The sequence below is a fragment of the Pseudomonas sp. HY13-MNA-CIBAN-0226 genome, from assembly GCF_040310305.1.
Lineage (GTDB): Bacteria > Pseudomonadota > Gammaproteobacteria > Pseudomonadales > Pseudomonadaceae > Aquipseudomonas > Aquipseudomonas gregormendelii.
This window is the reverse complement of the sequence record NZ_JBEOPS010000019.1, coordinates 10,247-33,314: the sequence shown is the minus strand read 5'-3', so window position 1 is coordinate 33,314 and position 23,068 is coordinate 10,247. Positions and strand designations below refer to the sequence as shown.

The 23,068-nt window shown below is 64.6% G+C and carries 2 protein-coding genes; both read right to left on the bottom strand.

What is annotated here, in order from left to right:
- Position 1: 1 nt before the first annotated feature.
- Entirely contained in the window at positions 2-11,878 is an 11,877-nt protein-coding gene (locus tag AAEZ05_RS20460; RefSeq protein ID WP_350648600.1) for a non-ribosomal peptide synthetase, read from the bottom strand.
- Entirely contained in the window at positions 11,878-22,917 is an 11,040-nt protein-coding gene (locus AAEZ05_RS20455) for a non-ribosomal peptide synthetase (protein WP_350648598.1), read from the bottom strand. The genes AAEZ05_RS20460 and AAEZ05_RS20455 overlap by 1 nt, the downstream gene beginning before the upstream one ends.
- Positions 22,918-23,068: the final 151 nt, after the last annotated feature.

The window sequence follows — 23,068 nt, the reverse complement described above, 5'->3', positions numbered from 1 at the left end:
GTCAGGCGATGGCCAGGGTGCACTCCAATAGCAGTTCGAGGTCGTCGAGCAATTCGTCACCGCGTAGCAGCTCGTAGTGCCCGCCGACCAGCAGACGGTCCACACCGTGATGGCCGACCTGGGCCTCGAACACTCGACGCTCATCGTCACGCCCGGCTACCCACCAGCGGTGCGCCGTGACTTTGATCGCGGGCAGTTGGAGCTGGGCCAGGGCCAATGCCTTGAGGCGTGAACCGCTGTTGAAGATTTGCGTGAGCTCTCCAGCGCCCAGTGCGGCTTGTTCATTGGAGCCATGCAGCGCGGCTTCGATGACGGCGGCGGCCTGATGCTCAGGCAGATCTGCGGCGTGCAACGCCATTAACGCCTGTGCTTCTTCAGACGAATGACCGAGGACAAACTTCAGGAAATCCCCCAGGTCCTCGCGCCAGTCCCCCGCTTCGGCGGTGCCGGCCACGTAGCTGTCGACCAGGCCGGCGAACGCGACGGTCTCGCCTTGCTGTTCCAGCTCATGGGCGACCAGTTGCGTCAACGCACCACCCAGCGACCAGCCCAGCAGGTAATACGGCCCCTTGGCCTGTTGGGCACGAATGCGCTGGGTGTAGGCCTGGGCCATGGCCAGCAGCGACTGATCCTGCCAGAGCGGATCGAGCAGCATGCGGCATTGCAGGCCGTAGACCGTGCGCCGCCCTTCCAGGCGTCGCGCGAGCGGTTCGTAGTCGAATACCGTGCCAAAACCGGCGTGCAGGCAGAACAGCGCCGGCCCGTGCGCCAGCCGCGAGTTCAGTGCCAGCAATGGGTCTGGCGCAGCGGCGGCGGGCTCGGCGGCCTGGTAGCCGCAGAGTTCGGCAATGCTGGGTTTTTGCATCAGGTCGCGCAGTTTCAGTTCGAAGCCCAGTTCGGGTTGGCTGCGCACCCGCGAGATGACTTTGAGCACTTGCAACGAATCGCCACCCAACTCAAAGAAGTTGTCGTCGATACCCACTTGCGGCATGCCGAGCACTTCCTGCCAGATCCCGGTCAACGCGCGCTCCAAAGCATTGCGCGGTGCGCGATACCCGCCCAGGGCCCATTCCGGCACCGGCAATGCACGACGATCGAGCTTGCCGTTGGCCGACAGCGGGAAGCGTTCCAGGACCAGTATCCGCGCGGGCACCATGTAGTCCGGCAGTTGCGCCTGCAGTTGCGATTTCAGGCGCCGATCAAGTCCGACCGTGCCGAGCGCCACCAGGTAGCCCACCAGCTGTTTGCCCGTTGGCGTGTCGTGCACCACCACGGCTGCATCCTGCACCCCTGCGCACTCACGCAGGCGCGCTTCAATCTCGCCCAGCTCGATGCGGAAACCGCGGATCTTCACTTGCTGGTCCAGCCGCCCCAGGTAGTCGATCAAGCCGCAGTCGCGCTGGCGCACCAGGTCGCCGGTGCGGTACATGCGCCCGCCCGCTGCAAATGGATCGGGAATGAAGCGTTCGGCGCTCATGCCCGGGCGCTGGTGGTAGCCCCGCGCCAGGCATTCACCGCCCAGGTACAGCTCGCCGCTGACGCCCACCGGCAGAGGGTTGAGGTCGGCGTCGAGCACATACAGGCCTCGCCCGGCCACACCGCGCCCGATCGGCGCATAGGCCGCGTCGCAGGTTTCGCTGACCTCGGCACGCCACAACAAAGGCGTGACCACGGTTTCGGTCGGGCCATAGCCATTGACCAGCCGCTGCGGGCGCAAGGCGCGCTTGACCTGCTCGAAACTGGCTTCGGGCACGGCATCGCCGCCGAAGCAGTACACCTCGACCGCTGGCGGATTGCCCAGGCGTTCGGCGACTTCGGCCATCTGTTGCAGGTATGCCGGCGGGAAGCAGGCGACGGTGACGCCATGACGCTGCAGCACTTCCAGGGTTTGTTCCGGGGTCCACAGATTGTCATCACGGATCACCAGGCTGCCACCGGCCAGCAGCACACTCAGCCAGCGCTCCTGCGCACCGTCGAAAGCGAACGACATGAAGTGCAACTCCCGGCTGCGCGGTGCCAGTTCATAGAGCTCGACGATGCCACGGCAATGCCGGGCAATCGGTCCCCGCGCCACGGCCACGCCTTTGGGTTGGCCCGTGGAACCGGAGGTGTAAATCAGGTACGCCAGGTGCCCCGGCAACGGATGGGAAATCGGGCACACCACGTCGTCGGCAACGCTCAATTGATCCAGCAGCAAACGCGGCGGGCTGTCGGCCAGGGTCAATTGATCACCCAGATGACTGTCACACAGCAACAGGCTGGCTGCCGAATCGCTCAACAGGTACGCCAGTCGTTCGGTCGGGTACGCCAGGTCCAAAGGCAGGTAAGCAGCCCCCGCCTTGAGCACCGCGAGGAACGCGACGATGGTGCGTTCAGAACGCGGCAACGCTACCGCCACCAAGGTCTCCGGGCCAATACCGCGAACGATCAGTTGCTGCGCCAGCCCATTGGCCTGCGCCTCAAGTTCGGCGTAACTGACTTGTCGATCCTCACAGATCAAGGCGATTTTCTGCGGCTGCGCTGTGGCGTGTTGATTGAACGACTGCAGCAAATCAGCGGTGTCGTCGGACACCTGCGGCAGGCTCATGCGTGCTTGCGGCAAGCCGATATTGCCGAGCAGGCACGAAGCGTCCTCCGGCAACGCACGCAGCAATCCTTCCAGCTGCGCACGAATCCGCTCAACTTCAACGTCACTGAAACGATCGCGCAGGAACAGGTATTCGACTTCCAGCCCTTCCTCGTTGGCGCTGACCATCAGGTCCATCGGGAAGTTGGTGACCCCGCCGCTGCCGACTTCGGCAAAGCGTAGCTCGCCCTCCTCGCCGCCTTTCAAGGCGCGGTCCACCGGGTGGTTTTCGAACACGATGATGCTGTCGAACAAGCCCTGGCCACCCTGCCCGGCCCAGCGCTGAATGTCGGACAACGGCGTGTGCTCGTAGTCGCGCACCATCAGGTTGTAATCCTGCAAGTCCCGCAGCCACTCGCCCAACGGCTGTTGCGGATCGAGGGTCTGGATCACCGGCAAGGTGTTGATGAACAGGCCAAGCATGTCCTGGGCACCGGCCAGCCCGGTCGGGCGGCCCGCCACCGTGGCGCCGAACGCGACGCTGCGCTGACCGCTGTGGCGTTGCAGCAACAGCAGCCACGCGCCCTGCACCAAGGTATTGAGCGTCACGCGCTGACGCTTGGCAAAGGTGTGCAGTTTGCGCGTCGCTTCGGCGTCAAGGTTGCTGTACATCACGCCGTGCCCGGAGCCTGCGGCACCCGAAGCCTTGGCCAGAATGGTCGGCTCCTCAAGCAACGCCAGGCGCTCGCGCCAGAAGTCTTCGGCCTGCGCCCCGTCCTGACGTTGCAGCCAGGCGATGTAGTCAGCGTAGCGCCCGGTCAGGGGCGCCAGGCTGTCGTTGTGATACAGGCGCAGCATGTCACCCAGCAACCGTGAGGCGCTCCAGCCATCGAGCAACAGGTGATGATAGATCCAGATCATCTGGTAGCGATCCTCGCCCAGGCGCACCAGGATGAATCGCATCAACGGCGGGCAGCTCAGGTCGAAGCCCTTGGCCTGTTCCGCAGCCGCCAGTTCGCCCAGGGCCTTTTCGGTATCGCTGCGTTCACGCCAGTCGAGCTCTTCGATCGGCAGTTCGACCTCAGCGCATACCGCCTGCAGCGGATCGGCCAGGCCGTCGCGCCAGCGGAACGCCGCCCGCAGCACTTCATGGCGCTCGACCAGCGCCTGCCAGGCGGCACGGAAGCGTGGCACCTGCAAACCCTCCACCGCCACGCTCAACTGGTTGACGTAGGGGTTGAGTTCCGGCGAGTCGAGGCAGTGGAACAGCATGCCTTGTTGCATTGGCGACAGCGGATACAAGTCTTGCAGACCGACCCGGGCCGCAAGATCAATGTGCGGCACCAGGGCAAACGCCTCGACTGTCGGCGCGTCGACCAACGCTGCTTGAGGACGGGTAGCCACCGCCGCGAGGGCGCGAATGGTCTGACGTTCGAACAGCTGCCTGGGACTGAACACCAGCCCACGCTGCCCGGCACGGCTGACCGCCTGCAGCGAGATGATCGAATCGCCGCCCAGCTCAAAGAAGTTCTCGGTGACGCCCACTGTGTCCAGGCCGAGCAATGCCTGCCAGATCTCCACCAGCAAGGTTTCGGCAGCTGTCGATGCGGCCACCTGCGCCTGGTGTTGACGGGAAGCCTGTGGCGCCGGCAGGCCCTGGCGGTCGAGCTTGCCGTTGGGTGTCAGCGGCAGCGCGGCCAGGCACATCAGGTGCGCCGGCAGCATGTGCGCCGGCAGACGGCTGCGCAGATGCGCGCTCAGCGCTGCCTGCAGATCCTGCTCGTCGGCCAACGGATCCCGGGGCACCACGTAGCCGACCAGTTGGCGACTCACCGGGCCTTCGCGATCGATCACAAGGGCTTCGCGCACAGCCGGGTGTTCCATCAGGCAGGCTTCGATTTCGCCAAGCTCGATGCGGAACCCGCGAATCTTCACCTGCTGGTCGATACGGCCGAGGTATTCAACCACGCCGTCGGCCCGGAACCGCGCCAGGTCGCCACTGCGATACAAGCGCCCGCCCGGCACGAACGGGTCCGGCACGAAACGCTCGGCGGTGAGGTCCGGCCGCTGATGGTAACCCCGGGCAACGCCCTCGCCGCCCAGGTACAACTCGCCCGCCACGCCGACCGGCAATGGCTGCAGGCCGCCGTCGAGAATATAGGCACTGCGGTTACCGACCGGTCGCCCGATCGGCATGAATGCCGAGTCGAATTCAGTATCCGGATAGGCCAGCCAGATCAGCGGCGTGATCACGGTTTCGGTTGGCCCGTAGCCGTTGATCAGGCGCTTGGGTTGCAGCACCTGCTGGACCTCATCGAACGCATGCTTGGCCATGCCTTCACCGCATGGCGTGTAGGAGCGGATGGGCAAGTCACGGCCCGCTTCGCCCATGAAGTCGGCGATCTGCGCCAGGTAGCTGGGCGTGAAGCAGGCGATGGTGATGCGGTGTTTTTCGATCTCGGCGCAGGTGCGTTCCACGCTCCACAACTCGTCGTCCCGGGGCATCACGGCCGAGCCGAACACCAGGGGTGTCAGCCAGCGCTCGTGGGCACCGTCGAAGCTGATGGAGGCAAATTGCAGTTCGCGATCCTGCGGGGTCATGCCGTACAACTCGCCGATTGCCAGACAATGCATGGCCAGCGGGCCATGGGCCACGCTCACGCCTTTGGGGCGACCGGTGGAACCAGAGGTGTAGATCAGGTAGGCGAGGTTCTCGCCGCCCGTCAGGTTACGCGGGTTGCTTTCAGGCATGAGGGCCAGCGGTTCGTGATCGATGTCCAGCACCGCTAAACCTTCGGGCGACGGCAACTTCTCGCGAAGCCACGACTGGCTGATCAGCAGCGCGATGCCGCTGTCTTGCATCAGGTAACGCAAGCGCTCTGCCGGGTAGGCCGGGTCCAGCGGCACGTAGGCGCCGCCAGCCTTGAGGATCGCCAGCAAGCCGATGATCATCTCGGGCGAGCGCTGCATGGCCAGGCCCACCCGGACTTCCGGGCCGATGCCCAGCTCGCGCAGGCGATGGGCCAACTGGTTGGCGCGGCGGTTGAGCTGGTCGAAGCTCAGTTCCAGATCGTTGAAGATCAGCGCCGTGGCGTGCGGTCGAATGTCGGCCTGGGCCTCGATCAGCTGGTGTACGCACAGCGGGTTTTGGACCACGGTAAACGCCGGGTTCCACTCGACTAACTGTTGCGCGCGTTCCGCTGCGGTCAGCAGCTGCAGCTCACTCAAGGCGACTTGCGGCGCAGCGACCATGGCGGCCAGCAGCCCCGCCAGGTGCTCGCTCATGCGGGCAATTGCGGCGCTGCTGAAGTGGCTGCACTGGTAGCTCCAATGGATGCTCAGCTGATGCTCGGCGGTGGCAGCAAGGGTCAGCGGGAAGTTGGTGCGCTCGTGGTTCTGGGGAATCAGGAAACTCAATCCCGCCGGCGCACCCTGTTGCAGCGCGGCGGCCACCGGGAAGTTTTCGAACACCAGCAGGCTGTCGAACAGCGGTTCACCGCTGCGTCCGGCCCAGCGCTGAATGTCGCCCAGGGCGGTGAATTCGTGCTCGCGCAGTTCCAGGTTTTGCGCCTGCAAACGGCCCAGCCACTGCCCGACACTTTCAACGGAGTCGGGGCTGCTGATCACCGGCAAGGTGTTGATGAACAGGCCAAGCTGGCTTTCGGCTCCCGGCAGGTCCACCGGCCGACCGGCCACGGTGGCGCCGAATGCGACGCTGCGCTGACCACTGTAGCGTTGCAGCAGGATGGCCCAGGCGCCTTGCAGCAAGGTGTTAAGGGTGACTTTCTGTTGTCGGGCGAACGCGCTGAAGCGCTGGCTGGTGGTGACATCGAAGCGCTGGTGATGGTCTGCGAACACGCCCGGGGTCCCCTGCCCGCCATTGCCATGGGCCAGGCTTTGCGCCAGCAGGGTCGGGTTGTCGAGGCTGGCCAGTTGTTCGCGCCAGAACAACTCATCGGCCTGGGCATCCTGGCGTTGCAGCCAGCCGATGTAGTCCGCAAAACGCCCGGTCGGCGCCTGCACGTCCTGGCCGGCGTAACGCTGCAGGACTTCGCTCAACAGCAGGGAATGACTCCAGCCATCGAGTAACAGGTGATGGTGGGTGTAGATCAGCTGCTGGCGCTCATCGTCGAGACGCACCAGGGTCAGGCGCATCAAAGGTGCGCGGGTTGCGTCGAGCTGCAGGCGTTCACTGTCGAGCAGCTGCGCCAGCGCTGCGGCCTGATCATTGCGGCCGCGCCAGTCGAGACAGGTCATCGGCAACTGCAGATGACGATGGACCAATTGCACCGGCGCATCGAACCCCTCGGGGAAATGGAAGCTGCTGCGCAGGATCCCATGGTTGTCGAGCACCGCTTGCCAGGCGCGGGCCAGCCGCTCGGCGTCGAGGCCATGGGCTTCGACGCTGAGCTGGTTGACGTAGGCGCCGCTGTCGGATTCGTAGAGGCTATGGAACAGCAAGCCGGCCTGCATGGGCGACAGCGGATACAGGTCCTCGATCTGCGCCGGTGGCACCGGCAGGCCGTCGAGTTGCGCCTGGTTCAAGCGCGCCAGGGGGAAGTCCGCCGGGGTCACGCCGCCTGCGCCATCGCTCAGGCAATGGTCAATCAGGTCTAACAGCTCTTCACGGAAATTCGCCGCGAGGGTTTCGATTTCGTGCAGGTCGAAGCATTCGCGACTGAAGGTCCAGTCCAGTTTCAGTTCGCCGCCATACACCTGGCCATCCACCGACAGCCAATTGGGCAGCGGCGCATCCGCGGCCTGCGCAGCGCCGCTGGATTCGCGAGCCGGTGTGAACAGTGCGTCTTCGGCAAAGCTCTGGTCAAACTGGCCAAGGTAGTTGAAGGTGACGCGCGCTTGCGGCAACGCGGCCAGCGCGGCTTGCGCCGAGTTGTCGCCCATGTAGCGCAGCAGGCCGTAGCCCATGCCCTTGCCGGGGATCTCGCGCAACTGCTGCTTGATGGCCTTGATCGAACCCGGCAGGTCTGCGGTTGGGGTCAGGCACACCGGGAACAGGCTGGAGAACCAGCCCACGGTGCGGGTCAGGTCGATGTCGTCGAACAGCTCTTCGCGGCCATGGCCTTCGAGCTGGATCAGCGCCGAGGGGTGACCGGTCCAGCGACTGAGGGTGCGGGCCAGTGCGGTCAGCAGCAGGTCGTTGACCTGGGTGCGGTAAGTCGCCGGTGCCAGCTGCAGCAGCTGGCGAGTGTGTTCGCGGTCCAGGCCGATGCTGACGCCCTGGCGCAGATGCCCGGCCTGGCTGGCCTGCGGGTTGGCGGCTGGCAGCAAATCGTTGCCGAGGCTGAGTTGCGCCTGCCACCAGTCCAGCTCGCTGGCAGCCGCTTTGGAACGTGCGTAGGTGTCGAGCTGCTCAGCCCAGGCCTGGAAGGAGCTGGTCTTCGCCGGTAGCTCCTGGCCTTGATAAGCCGCTTGCAAGTCCTCCAGCAACACCCGCCACGACACGCCGTCCACCGCCAGATGGTGAATGACCAGCAGCAGGCGCTGGGTGCCATCCGCCTGTGCGATCAATGCGACTCGCAGCAGCGGGCCGTCTTGCAGGCTGAGGCTGCGCTGGGCTTCATCGCACACCGACTCCAGGGATGCATCGCTGGCCACGCGCGCGGTCCAGAGCATGTCGACGACATCGGCGCTGTCCGCGCCAACATAGCGCGCAGACCACTCTGTGGCAGCGAGCCTGCTCGCGATGAGCTCAGCACCGGCAACATGGAGGTCGCCTGCCCCACCGCCATCGCGAGCAGGCTCGCTCCCACAGGGATTTGTGGCGTCGCTCACACGCGGGACCTGCTGGCTGAAGCGCAAGCGCAGGGCGTCGTGTTGCTTGAGCAAGCGCTGCAGCGCGGCCTGCAGGCGCGGCAGTTCGAGGGGCTCGCGGGGGGTCAGCAAGAGGGCCTGGTTCCAGTGCGCGCGTTGCGCGATTGGCTCGTCGAAGAACCAGCGCTGGATGGGAGTGAGTTTTTGCAGGCCGTACACCGGTCCTTGCTGGGCCAGCGGAGCGGCCTGTTCCTTGACCACGGCGGCCAGCGCCTGGAGGGTTTGCTGCTGGAACAAATCCCGCGGTTGCAGGCTCAAGCCGGCGCGACGGGCACGGCTGACCACCTGGATCGAAATGATCGAGTCGCCACCCAGCTCGAAGAAATTGTCCTGGCGGCCGACCTGCTCAACGCCCAGCACCTCCTGCCAGATCTGCGCCAGCACCTGTTCGTGCTCGCTGCGCGGCGCTTCGAAGGCGCGCTGGGTGACCTGCGCGGTTGGCGCCGGCAGGCGTTTGCGCTCGAGTTTGCCGTTGGGGCTCAAGGGCATTTGCTCGATCATTACGGTCTGCGCGGGCACCATGTAGTCCGGCAGGCTGGTGAGCAGATGGGCCTTGAGCGCTTCGCGCCAGGCACCTTGCTGCCCGGCATCGGCGCTGATCAGGTCGCGTTCCCGGGGCACGATGTAGGCGACCAGTTGCTTGCCGCCCGGGCCATCGACGGCCAGCACCACGGCTTCCTGCACCTGGGCATGCTCTTGCAGGCGCGCCTCGATTTCGCCCAGCTCGATGCGCAGGCCGCGAATTTTCACTTGATGGTCGATGCGCCCGCAATACTCGATGGCGCCATCGGCGCGATAGCGTGCCAGGTCGCCAGTGCGGTACAGGCGCTCGCCGCTGCCGAACGGGTCGACCACAAAACGTTCGGCGGTCAGCGCACCTCGACGGTGATAACCCCGCGCCAGGCCGACCCCGCCCAGGTACAACTCGCCCACGGCGCCCAGGGGCAAGGGCTGCAGTTCGCTGTCCAGGACACAGGTACGCAGGTTGGCAATCGGCCGGCCGATCGGCACGCTGTCGCGGCCTTCTTCCACGCACGTCCAGTGGGTCACGTCGATGGCCGCTTCGGTGGGGCCATACAGGTTATACAGATTGGCTTGCGGCAGGCTGCGCAAGGTCTGGCGTTGCAGCTCCATCGGCAGCGCTTCGCCGCTGCAGATGATCCGCTGCAACGAGGTGCAGGCCCGCGCTTCGTCGGCACCGATAAACGCCGCGAGCATCGATGGCACGAAGTGCAGCGTGGTGATCGCCTGCTCGACGATCAACCTGGCCAGGCCTTGCGGATCGCGATGTTCGCCGGGGGCGGCGATGACCAGGGTGGCGCCCTTCATCAGCGGCCAGAAAAACTCCCACACCGACACGTCGAAACTGAACGGCGTCTTTTGCAACACGCGGTCCGCCGGTTGCAAGTCGTAGGCTTGCTGCATCCATTGCAGACGGTTGTGCAGCGCCACATGACGGTTGCCCGCGCCCTTGGGTTTGCCGGTTGAGCCTGAAGTGTAAATCACGTAGGCGAGGTTTTCCGCGACCGCAAGGTTCGGCAGATCGGTACCGGGCAACTCCCCGAGCCAATCGCCTGCGGCCTGCAGGCACAGGGTGCGCACGCTGTCCGGGGTCGGCAGTTGTTCCAGCAAATGTTCCTCAGTCAGCAGCAAGGCGATGCCACTGTCTTCGATCATGTAGCTGAGGCGATCAAGCGGGTATTCAGGGTCCAGCGGCACATAGGCGCCGCCAGCCTTGAGAATCGCCAGCAGGCCGATGACCATCTCGAACGAACGGTCGCAGGCGATTCCCACCAGCACTTCCGGACCGACGCCCTGGGCGCGCAGGTGATGGGCCAGGCGGTTGGCGCGCTGGTTCAGCTCGGCGTAACTCAGGGACTGGCCCTGGAACACCAACGCCGTGGCCTCGCCGTTTTCAACCACGCGTTGCTCGAAATGCCGCTGCACGCAGACTTCGCCCGGATAGGCCTGAGCGGTGTGGTTGAGGTCGTCGAGAATGCGCAGACGCTCGTCGGCGTCCAGCAATGGCAACTCGGCAAGCGGGCATTGTGGGTTGGCCACCACACCGGCCAACAGGTTGCGCCAGTGACGCGCAAAGTGCTCGATGCGTTCGGCGTCGAACAGATCGGTGGCATAGGTCAGGCTGGCAAACAGCAGGTCGCCCTGTTCCTGGGTGTCCAGTTGCAGGTCGAACTGGGTGGTGTGCGCGGTGGCATGCAGTGGCTCGACGCGCAGGCCAGCAAGTACACCGCTGGCGCCAGCCGGCTTGGCTTGCTGGTGATTGAACATGACCTGGAACAACGGGCTGTGGCTGAGGCTGCGTTCGCCCTGCAGCGCTTGCACCAGTCGCTCGAATGGCAGGTCCTGATAGTCTTGGGCATCCAGCGCTGCGGCGCGAGTCTGGTCGAGCAACTGGATGAACGGCTGACGTCCATCGAGCTCGGCGCGCATCACCTGGGTGTTGACGAAGAAGCCGATCAGGCCACGGGTTTCTGCGCGATTGCGGTGGGCAATCGGCACCCCGACCCGCAGGTCCGACTGGCCGCTATAGCGATAAAGCAGCGCCTGGAAACTCGCCAGCAATAGCATGAAGGGAGTCACGCCGTGCTGTCTGGCCAGGGTCATCAGGCCGCTGGCCAAGGTGGCATCGAGGGCGAAGTCCAACCGTGCACCGCGTTGGCTCGGTTGCGCAGGACGTGGACGATCCGTCGGCAATTCGAGTAGCGGCTGCTCGCTGCCTAATGTGTCACGCCACCAGTTGAGTTGGCGCTCCAGCTCACCCGCTTCCATCCAGCGACGTTGCCACAGCGCATAGTCTGAATACTGGATCGGCAATGCTTCAAGCGCAGCGTTCTGGCCCTGGCAATGCGCGGCGTAGAGCCGTGAAAACTCTTCAACCAGCACGCCCATCGACCAGCCATCGGTGACGATGTGGTGCAGGGTCAGCAGCAGTACGTGGTCTTCGGCGTCGAGCTGCAACAGGCTGACCCGCAACAGCGGCCCCTGTTGCAGATCGAATGGCCGGGCGACTTCCTGCTCGACGCTGTGCATTGCAAGATCGAGGCGCAGGGACTCGGGCTCGCCGCGCAGGTCGATACGCTCGATCGGCAGTGAGGTGCACGGCGCCAGCGTCTGCAGCACCTTCCCGTCGTCCTCGACGAAACGGCTGCGCAAACTTTGATGCCGCTGCAGCAGCACGTCAAAACTGTGCTGCAACGCCGCGACATTCAGCGGTCCGTACAAGCGCAGCGCCGCTGGAATGTTGTACGCCGAACTGTGCGGATCCAGCTGCCAGAGAAACCATTGGCGCTGCTGCGCGTAGGACAGTTCGAAGCTTGTTTGCGCCTCAAGGGCAGGCGGAATCGGCAGCTGGCCAAAGCTCACGCCCTGCTCCTGCATGCGGCTCAGGAACTCGCGGCGCTTGGCGGCTGGCAGGCCGGCGAAGCGGCTGGCGATACGCTGGGCAGTGGTGTGTTCCATCAGTTGATCTCCATCTCGTCCAGAAGCGACTCAAGCGCATCCAGGCGTGCATCGTTGTCAGCCGGGGCGTGTTGCCCGGCCATGGCGGCATAAGCCTGAAGGTCGGTGGACTCGAACAGCGCACGCAGCGGCAGCTCGATGCCCAGGTCCAGTTCCACCCGGGCGCTGGCCTGGGCGGCGAGCAGCGAATGCCCACCCGATTCGAAGAAGTTGTCGCGCCGACCGATCTGCGCCACGCCCAGCACCTCGGCCCAGATCGCCGCCAGTTGCTGTTCGAGCTCACCTTCAGGGGCTTCGAACGGTCGTTGCCAATCCCCGGCATCCGGCAGCGGCAGGGCCTGGCGATCGAGCTTGCCGTTGCCGGTCAGCGGCAAGGCGTCCAGCAGCAGCCAGTGACTGGGTACCATGTAGTCCGGCAGGCCGACCTTGAGCGCGGCGCGCAGTTGATCGCGCCAGGCGATCGGGTCGAGTGGGGTTTGCGCAGGCACCACGTAGGCACACAGCTGCGGGCCGCCCTCACCGGCGTGCACACTCAACACCGCGTGGCGCACGCCCGGCAGGGCCAGCAATGCAGCCTCGATCTCGCCCAGTTCGATGCGGAACCCGCGGATCTTCACTTGCTGGTCGATCCGCCCCAGGTAATCAATGCTGCCGTCGGCGCGCTGGCGGGCCAGGTCGCCACTGCGATACAGACGCTGTGACGCGTCGAACGGGCTTGGCACGAAGCGCTCTGCGGTCAGGCCGAAGCGGCCGTGATAACCCCGCGCCAGGCCAGCACCGGCGATACACAGCTCGCCCGCCACGCCCACCGGTACCGGGTGCAACTGGCTGTCGAGCAGGTACCAGCGCAGATCGCGAAGCGGCAGGCCGATCGGACTTTGCGCCTTGCCTTCGAGGTCGGCCAGGCGGATGGCGCGGCAGGTCACGTGTACCGTGGTTTCGGTGATGCCGTACATATTCACCAGGCTCGGCCGCTGGTCGCCGAACCGTTCGAGCCAGGGGCGCAGGCTCGCGACTTCCAGCGCTTCACCGCCGAAAATCACCTGACGTAGCGCCAGGGTGCGCGGGCTGGCGCAGGCGATCGGCAGCAACTGGCGGAACGCCGTGGGGGTCTGGTTCAACACAGTCACGCCTTCGTCGCACAGCAAGCGGTGCAATTGCTGCGGATCGCGGCTGATGTCATACGGCACTATCACCAGGCGCCCACCCATGCACAGTGAACCAAACAGTTCCCATACCGAGAAGTCGAACGCGTAGGAATGGAACAGGGTCCACACATCGTGCGGGCCGAAGTTGAACTCGCCAGCGGTGGCCGTGAGCAGTCGGCCGACGTTGCCATGGCTGAGCAAAGCGCCCTTTGGCCGCCCCGTGGAACCGGAGGTGTAGATCACGTAGGCGAGGTTATCGGGTGCCGCCAGTGGCGGCAGGTTAGCGTTGCTGAAACCCTCCAGTTGCAGTGATTCGAGGCTTAGGACTCGCACGCCATCCCGGGCTGGCAAGCCTTTGACGAGGTGTTGTTGCGTGAGCAGCAACCGGATGCCGCTGTCTTCGATCATGTAGCTCAGACGCTCGGCCGGGTACTGCGGATCGAGCGGCACATAGGCGCCACCGGCCTTGAGAATCGCCAGTAAGCCGATCACCAGTGGCATCGCCCGCTCGGTCGCAATACCGACCCGCACCTCGGGGCCCACGCCTTGCTTGCGCAGGTGGTGCGCCAGGCGGTTGGCCTGGGCGTTGAGCGCGGCGTAGGTCAATTGTTCGCTTTCACAGACCAGCGCCACGGCGTTCGGGCGCAGCTGGGCCTGTACTTCGAACAGCTGATGCAAGGTGGGCGACAGCGGCTGTGCCTGGAACGCCGGATTCCAGTGCTGCACCAGTTCGTCGCGCTGTGACTGGCCAATAAGCGGCAGTTCGGCGACGCGTTGCTGCGGGTCCGCGACCACGGCACGCAACAGGTTCAGCCATTGCGCGGCGAGTCGCTGCATCGAAGCCTGGTCGTACAGATCGGTGGCGTAAGTCAGGCTGGCATCGAGTTCCTCGCCATGCTCCTGGGTATCGAGCACCAGGTCGAATTGCGTGGTGAGTTGCGACCAGTGCAGACGCTCGACCTGCAGACCGGCCACCGTGCGTTCGACGCTCGCGCCCAGTTGCTGCTGATGGTTGTACAGCACCTGGAACAGCGGGCTGTGATTGAGGCTGCGATCCGGCTGCAAGGCATCGACCAGTTGCTCGAACGGCAGGTCCTGATGGGCCTGGGCAGCCAATGCCGTCTGCTTGACCTGTTGCAACAAGCCACTAAATGGCTGCTGCCCGTCGATCTCGGCGCGCAGCACTTGAGTGTTGATGAAGAAGCCGATCAGGCCTTCGGTCTCAAGACGCGAACGGCCGGCGCTCGGCACTCCCACGCTGATGCTCGACTGCCCGCTCTGGCGATGCAGCAACGTCTGGAAGCTCGCCAGCAGCAACATGAACAGCGTCACCTGTTGGTCCTGGGCGCATTGGCGCAAACCGGCCAGCAAGTCGCGATCCACGTTCAGCATCAAACTGGCACCGCACTCGCTGCGGCGTGCCGGCCGGCTCAGCTCGCTTGGCAACTCCAGCGGCGCCTGGCTGCCAGCCAGTTGCTCGCGCCACCAGGTCAGTTGTCGTGCGCCCTCGCCCGCCTCCAGCCAGTCGCGCTGCCAACGGGCATAGTCGCTGTAGTGCACCGCCAGCTCAGCCAGACCGGCTTCGCTATCGCAGGCGGCCGCCTGATACAGTGCGCTGAACTCATCGACCATGACCTGCATCGACCAGCCATCAGCGGCAATGTGGTGCACGGTCAGCACCAGCACGTGTTCGTCGGTGCTCACTTGCAGCAGCAGTACGCGCCACAGCGGGCCGTTGCGCAGATCGAAGGGCCGGGAAATTTCCTCAGCCACCGCCTGGTCGACCGACAACGAATCGATTGTGCGATGCTCCAGGCACAACGCGAGGTCATCGTGCAGCACCGGACGCGCCAACTGGCCGTCCTGTGTGAAGGTGGTGCGCAGGGTCTGGTGACGGGCTTGTAACTGGGCGAAGGCTTCGCGCAGGACGTCGCGGTTCAGTGCGCCCCTCAGGCGCAGCGCGGCGGGAATGTTGTAGGCCGGGCTCTGGGGGGCCAGCTGCCACAGGATCCATTGACGCTGCTGGGCGTATGACAGCACCGGCGGCTGATCGAGCGGTGCCTGCTGCAGGACGGGTTGGACGCTGGCCTGCGCCCGCGCCACTCGTTGGGCGAACTGTGCCAGGTTCGCGGCACTGAACAGGCTGCTCACCGACAGTTCGAGCCGCCACTGCTGACGCACACGGGAGATGACCTGCAGCACCAGCAACGAGTGCCCGCCCAGTTCGAAGAAGTTGTCGTCGCGAGCTACGCGCTCGACCTGCAGCACGTCCTGCCAGATCAGCGCCAACTGCGCTTGCAACCCTTCGCCAGGCGCTATGAATGGGCGTTGCGCATCGCCGGCATCGACCCGTGGCAGCGCTTTGCGGTCAAGTTTGCCGTTGGTGTTCAGCGGCAGTCCCGGCAGCAGAATCAGCTCAGTGGGCACCATGTAGTCCGGCAACGACTGGCGCAAGGCCGCTTTGAGTGTCTTCAGGTAATCAACCGCAGAATCGACCTCGGCGCTGGCCACGATGTACGCCACCAGTCGCGTGCCGTCCTGGGCGATGACGGCCGCTTCGCGCACCTCATACCGGGCTTGCAGGCAGGCTTCGATTTCGCCCATCTCGATGCGCATGCCGCGAATCTTTACTTGATGGTCGATGCGCCCGACGTATTCCAGGTTGCCGGCAGCGTTGCAGCGCGCCAGGTCGCCGCTGCGGTACAGGCGGGCGCCGGGTTCGCGGGCGAACGGGTCCGGCAGGAAACGCTCGGCGGTCAGCGCCGGGCGGTCGAAATAGCTTTGCGCCAGGCTGGCCTGGGCGCCGATAAACAGTTCACCCACGCCGCCATCGGGCAGCAGGTGCCCGGCACTGTCGAGCACATACAGCGCCCGGCCGGCGATGGCGCGACCGATGGGGATGCCAGACACGTCGCTGGCATCTTCCAGGCGGCAGTCATGGATGCTCGATACCACGGTCGCTTCGGTAGGGCCGTAGGTGTTGAGCAGTCGCACCTGAGCCAGGCCGGCTTGATGCCACAGGCGCAGGCCTTCCACCGACATGGCTTCGCCGCCCACGTGCACCTGGCGCAGAGCACCGAGATTGCGGATGACGCCGCTGGCGCATTCTCGGGCCAACAGGTACCAGTACGCAGCCGGCAAGTCGGCCACGGTCACGCCCTGCCGGACGATTTCGGCGGCCAGGCGCCCGGCGTCCCACAGCTCATCACCGCGCATGATCAACGCGGCGCCCACGCACAGCGCCGGGAAACACTGCTCGACGAAGCCATCGAAGCTGAAGGTGGCGAACTGCAGCACGCGGTCTGATGCTGACAGGCCCGAATAGTCGGCGGCGGTCTGGCAGAACTCGCGGAGGGCGGCGTGGGTGATGGCTACGCCTTTGGGTTGGCCGGTGGAGCCGGAGGTGTAGATGATGTAGGCCAGGTTTGCGGCGTCTGGGAGGGCGCTTTCGCGAGCAAGCTTTGCTCCTACAGGGTTTGGTCCTACCGGCTCTGCTCCTGCAGCCGCAGTGGTGGTGGTTTTGTTCAGGGTCAGGCGCGGGATGTTTTTTATGTTTTGCAGCAGGCCGGGTTCGCAGAGCAGTTGGTCGAGGCGGCTGTCTTCGATCATGTACGTCAGGCGTTCGACGGGGTATTGGGGGTCCAGTGGCACGTAGGCCGCGCCGGTTTTCAGCACGGCGAGCAGGCTGACGATCAGTTGCGGGCCACGGTGCAGCGCCAGGCCGACACGGGTACCTGGGCCGGCACCGTTGGCGAGCAGGCGCTGGGCCAGGTCGTTGGCCTGGGCATTCAACTCGCCGTAGCTCAAGGACTGACCGTCAATCTGCAACGCCAGCGCGTCGTGATTGGCCGCAGCCTGGGCAGCGATCTGCTGGTGGGCGAAAAGTGTTGTGGATAACTCGACGGCAGATGATCGATTGGCCCCGATCGCCGCACGGGTTTCGACCTCGTCTAGCAGCTGCAGCGCGCCCAGCGGAGCATCCGGCAACGCTGCAAACTGCACCAGCAGATGCTGCAGATTGGCGGCCAGCTGAACAATGTGCGCCGCACTGAAGCGCGCCGAGTCGTAGCTGAAATCCAGGCTCAGGCCGTCGCCCAGCTCGATGCCCAGGGTCAATGGATAGTGGGTGCGTTCGTGGTTGTGCAGGTTGCTGAACGACAACCCGGCCGGAGCACCTTGCTTGAGCGCTGCCGCTACCGGGAAGTTCTCGAACACCAGCAGGCTGTCGAACAGCGCGGCCCCCTGCTGCCCCGCCCACCCTTGAATGTCGTAGAGCGGCACATGCTCGTACTCGCGCATGGCCAGGTTCATCTCTTGCAGTTCACTCAGCCATTGGCTGACGGTGCAATCAGGCTTCATCGCGCAGACCAGCGGCAGCGTGTTGATAAACAGCCCGAGCTGTTCTTCGATCCCCGGCAACGGCGCGGAACGACCGGCGACCGTGGCCCCGAATACCACGCAATCCTGGCCGGTATAACGCTGCAGCAACAGGCTCCAGGCGGCTTGCAGCAAGGTGTTGAGGGTGACCTTCTGCTGGCGGGCGAACTCGGCCAGACGTTGGGTCGCAGGGCCGTCGAGGGCAACGCGGTGGTCCTCGCTACCTTCGGCTCCCACCGGCGGGCGCAGGGCGTCGGCCAGCAACGTCGGCGCTTGCAAAGGTGCCAGCGCGGCCTTCCAGAAGTGCTCGCCCGCCACGGCGGACCGTAGCTGCAGCCAGTTCAGATAGTCGCGGTATTGCTCACGGTTTTGCCCCGCTGCTGCTGGGCTCCAAGGGCCAGCGGCGTAGTGCTGGATCACTTCGGCCAGCAGCTGGGCGTTGCTCCAGCCGTCCATCAAAATATGGTGGCTGGTGTAGATCAGGTGCCAGTCCTGGTCGCCCGTCTGCACGAGTTTCAAGCGAAACAACGGCGCGCTGCCCAGCTCAAAACCTTGAGCACGTTCGGCGTCGGCCAGGGCATCGGTGTCGGTCGCGTCCAGCACCTCAAGCGGCAAGGCGACCTGACGGACAATCGCCTGATGCGCGCTGTCGAGGCCCTGCCAATGGAAGCTGCTGCGCAGGATGTCGTGCCGGGTCAGCGCAGCCTGCCAGGCTTGGGCGAATCGCTGCGGGTCGAGGCCCCGAATGTCCAGGCGTAACTGGCTGATGTAGGCACCGACCTGCGGTTCATACAGGGTGTGGAACAGCATGCCCTGCTGCATGGGCGATAACGGATACAGGTCTTCGAGCGTCGCGACCGACAAGCCGTCGAGTTGCGCCTGGCTGATGCGCGCCAGCGGGAAATCCGAGGGAGTGGCCTGGGGCGCTTCAACGCCGCAGCAGTGTTCGATCAGCGCGTTGAGCTCAAGTGTGTATTCGTCCGCCAAGCGCTGGACGGTCGCCGTGTCGAACATTTCGCGACTGAAGCCCCAGCTCAGCGCCAGCTCACCGCCGTACACCTGGCCTTCAACGGTCAGCCAGTTGCCCAGGGGCGCCGATGGATCCTGGGCTACACCACTGCCTTCAGTGGAGGGCAAAAACATCGCGGCATCGTCGAACTGGCGGTCGAACTGCCCCAGATAGTTGAAGGTGATGCGCGGTTGCGGCAGTGCCGCCAGTTCTGCGCGAATCCCTTGGGCGCCGAGGTAGCGCAGCGCGCCGTAACCCAGGCCTTTGTCCGGCACGGCACGCAGTTGTTCCTTGATGGATTTGATCGACGCGCCGAGGTTTTGCGACGGCACCAGGTTGACCGGGAACAGGCTGGTGAACCAACCCACTGTGCGCGTCAGGTCGATATTGTCGAAAAGGTCTTCGCGACCATGGCCTTCGAGCTGAACCAGCGTGCTGCCCTGCCCGCTCCAGCGACAAACCGCCCGTGCCAGCGCCGTCAGCAGCAGGTCGTTGACCTGAGTGCGATACGCCGCCGGTGCGTGTTGCAGCAGCTTGCGGGTCTGTTCGGTGTCGAGCCTGATCTCGAGTTTTTGTTCGAAGCGGTTTTGCAGGGCCCCGGCTGGACGCTCGCACGGCAAATCGTTCGCAGCCTCACGCAACTGGCTTTGCCAGTAAGGCAGGCTGCTTTCAAACGCTGGCAGATGATCTTGCAGGCGCGCAACCCAGCGCTGATAAGTGCTGGTTTTCGCCAGCTTCCTGGCGCTGGCGCTGTAGAACTGCTGCAGGTCTTCCAGCAGCACGCGCCATGAAACGCCGTCCACCGCCAGGTGATGGATGACCAGCAGCAAACGCTGGGTGCCATCGGCCATTGCCACCAACAGCGCGCGCATCAGCGGCCCTTGGTGTAAATCCAGACTGCGTTGGGCTTCATCGCACACAGCGTTGAGCGCTTCGACCGACTGCTCCTGACGTTGCCATAATACCGATTCAGTGGTCGCTGCCGAGTAGGTCTGCTGCCAGCCTTCGGCGGTCTGTGCATAACGCAGGCGCAAGCTGTCGTGATGGCTCAGCAATTGCTCAAGCGCACGCTGCAGCGCCTCGACGTTCAACGCCTCGCGCGGCACCAGCAGCAGTGACTGGTTCCAGTGTTGCCGCTCAGGGATCGCCTGGTCGAAAAACCCCTGTTGCACCGGCGCCAACGCCACCGCGCCACTTGCCGGCCCCTGGTCAATCAGCGGCCGCTCGCCGCTGCGGGCGGCCTGGGCCAGGCTGCGAACCGTCTGGTGCTGGAACAGATCCTTGGGGCTCAGCACGATGCCGGCCTGCCGCGCGCGGCTGACCACTTGCATGGAGACGATGGAGTCACCGCCCAGTTTGAAGAAGTTATCTTCCAGACTGACGCTGTCGAGAGCCAACACGTCCTGCCAGATCGCCGCGAGGGACTTTTCCATGACCGTGCGCGGCGCTACGTGCTCGCGCTGTTGTTGCGAGCCATCGACGGCCGGCAAGGCCTTGCGGTCGAGCTTGCCGTTGGGCGTCAGCGGCAGTTGTGCGAGGAACAGCAGGAACGCCGGGACCATGTAGTCCGGCAGATGCTGGCGCAGCGCGGTCTTGAGGCATTCACGCAGGTTAGCTTGGGCATCGATGTCATCCACCAGCGCCGGATCACCGGGCACGATGTAGGCGACCAGTTGCTGCCCGTTGACACCGTCTTGCGCCAGCACGGCCAACTCGCGCACGGCTTCTTGTTGCAACAGCCATGCTTCGATTTCACCCAGCTCGATACGAAAGCCCCGCACCTTGACCTGATGGTCGATGCGCCCGACGTATTGCAGCGCGCCATCGGCCTGATAGCGGGTCAGGTCGCCGGTGCGGTACAGGCGCTCGCCGTTGCTGGCGAACGGGTTGGGCACATACTTTTCGGCGGTCATGCCCGGGCGTGCGAGGTAACCGCGGGTGATGCCTGCGCCGCACACGTACAGCTCGGCGGACACCCCTTGCGGCACGGGTTGCAGGTCGGCGTCCAGCAGATAGCTGGCGCTGTGTTTGAGCGGTCGGCCGATGTTCGCGCGGCCACCCGCCTCACGGCGAGTCCAGGTGGAATAGGTGGTGTCTTCAGACGGGCCGTACAGATCGTATACGTGCTCCACGCCCGGTTGCTGGTACAGCGCCTCGACCAGGCTTTGCTTCAGCGGTTCGCCCGCGAGGTTGATGATGCGCACGCTCGACGGAATCTGCCCCTCGCGCTGCAAGGCATTGATGGCCGACGGTACAGTGTTGATCAGGCGCACCTGATCACGGGCCGGGAGTTGCGGCAGTTCCAGGGCGTTACGGGCGATGATCAGCGAGCCGCCGTTGGCCAGGGTCACGAACAGCTCCCAGACTGACAGGTCGAAGCACACCGAGGTGGACGCCAGTACGCCCTGAATATCTGCGTGGCTGTAGACCGATTTCGACCAGTCGATCAGCGCCAGCACGTTGCGGTGGGTGATGGCGACGCCTTTGGGTTTGCCTGTGGAGCCGGAGGTGTAGATCACGTAGGCCAGGTTGTCCGGCGTGACGCGGGTGACCGGGGCGCTGGTCGGGTAGTCGGCGACTTGCAAATCGTCCATGAGCAGCACTTGGGTGTCGGTGGATACGGCCAATGTCGCCGCAACCGATGGCTCCGTCAGCAACACCAGGGCGCGGCTGTCTTCAAGCATGTAGGCGACGCGTTCGGTCGGGTAATCCGGGTCCAGCGGCACATAGGCGGCACCGCTCTTGAGTACGGCGAGCAGCGCGACCAGCAAGTTCTCGGAACGTTGCATGGCCACGCCGACACGCACTTCCGGGCCAACGCCCAGGGCGATCAACCTGTGAGCCAGGCGATTGGCCTGGGCATCGAGTTGGGCGTAGGTCAGTTGCCGGGTGGCGAAGGTCACTGCCAATGCGCCGGGGTCTGCGGCGACTTGCCGGCTAATCAGTTCGTGAACGCACAGCTCTTGCGCGAACGCTTCGTCAGCGCGATTCCAGTCATGCACGATGCGCTGGTATTCAGTGGTTTCCAGCATTGGCAATTCACTGATGCGCTGCCGGCAATCGCAGACCATGCCCTGCAGCAAACGCGTCCAGTGCTGCGCCATGCGCGCGATGGTCGGGGCGTCGAACAGGTCGTTGGCGTAGGTCAGCGCAGCATGCAATTTGCCGTGCGTTTCATTGCTGTTGAGGTCATAGGTGTCGAGGGTCAGGTCGAACTGGGTGGTGCGCCCTTCCCACTCGATCACCCCCAGAGCCAGGCCGGACGCAGTGCTAACGGTGGAGATGTCTGCGACCTGCGGCTGGTGGTTGTACATCACCTGGAACAGCGGTGTGTGACTAAGGCTGCGCTCGAGCTTGAGCGCTTCGACCAGGCGCTCGAACGGCAGGTCCTGGTGGGCCTGGGCGCCGAGGGCGGTTTCCTTGATGGCGCGCAGCAAGTCGTCGACCCGGGTCTGACCGTCCAGTTGGGTGCGCAGTACCTGGGTATTGACGAAGAAGCCGATCAGGCCTTCGATCTCGGCGCGATTGCGGTTGGCAATCGGCACGCCGACGCGGATGTCGGTCTGCCCGGTGTAGCGATGCAGCAGCGCGTTAAAGGCGCCCAGCAGAAGCATGAACAGGGTGATGTTGTGTTGCTGGGCCGTGGTTCGCAGTTGCTCGGCCAGTTGCGGGTCGATGGCGAACTCGTAACGGGTGCCGCGATGGCTGGGCAGCGCCGGGCGCGGATGGTCGGTGGGCAGCTCCAGCACCGGGTGTTCATTGCCCAGTTGCGCCTGCCAGTAGGCGAGCTGCCGCGCCTGCTCGCCCGCTTCCAGCCAGCGCCGCTGCCACAAGGCGTAGTCGCTGTACTGGATCGGCAATGGCGGCAGTTGCGGCTGTACGCCGGCTTCAAAGGCGTCGTAGCAGCGGATGAATTCGTCGATCAGCACGTTCATCGACCAGCCGTCGGACACGATGTGGTGCAGGGTCAGCAGCAGGACGTGTTCCTGTGCTGCGAGCTTGAGCAAGGTGACTCGCAGCAATGGGCCGCTGGATAGATCGAAGGGTAATTGCGACTGCTGCCCGGCGGCGTTCGCGACGGCGAGTTCTCGCTCATCGGCGGATAAATGGCTGAAGTCGACCTGATCGATGGCCAGCGACGCAGAGCCAGGTACTTGCCGCAAGCTGTCATCGGCCTGGCGCTGGAACAGGGTGCGCAGGGTTGCGTGACGCGCCACCAGACTGGCGAAGGCCTGCTCCAGTGCGCCCATGTCCAATCGCCCGCTCAGACGCACCGCCCCCGGCAGGTTGTAGGCGCCACTGTGGGGATCCAGTTGCCAGAGAAACCACATGCGTTGCTGGGCGTAGGACAGCGCCTGGCGATCTTCGGCTTCGACGCCGGCAGGAATCGGGAACCGGGCGAAATCAACACCTTCCTTGTCCAAGGCCGCGAGGAACATCTGGCGCTTTTCCAGGGGCAACCCGATAAACCGGCGAGCAAGTTTCAAGGAGTCTTCAGCGTTCATTTCTTGGTATCCGGATCAGTGGCGGGAAGCACAAAGGCACGTCGTCCCTATAAAACGAATGCAGACCGGAAAAATTAGCGAATGAGAATAACTATCAGAGAGACGAGATTTGATGAGGAAAGTGGCTGCGCGGCAAACCAAAATGTGGAAG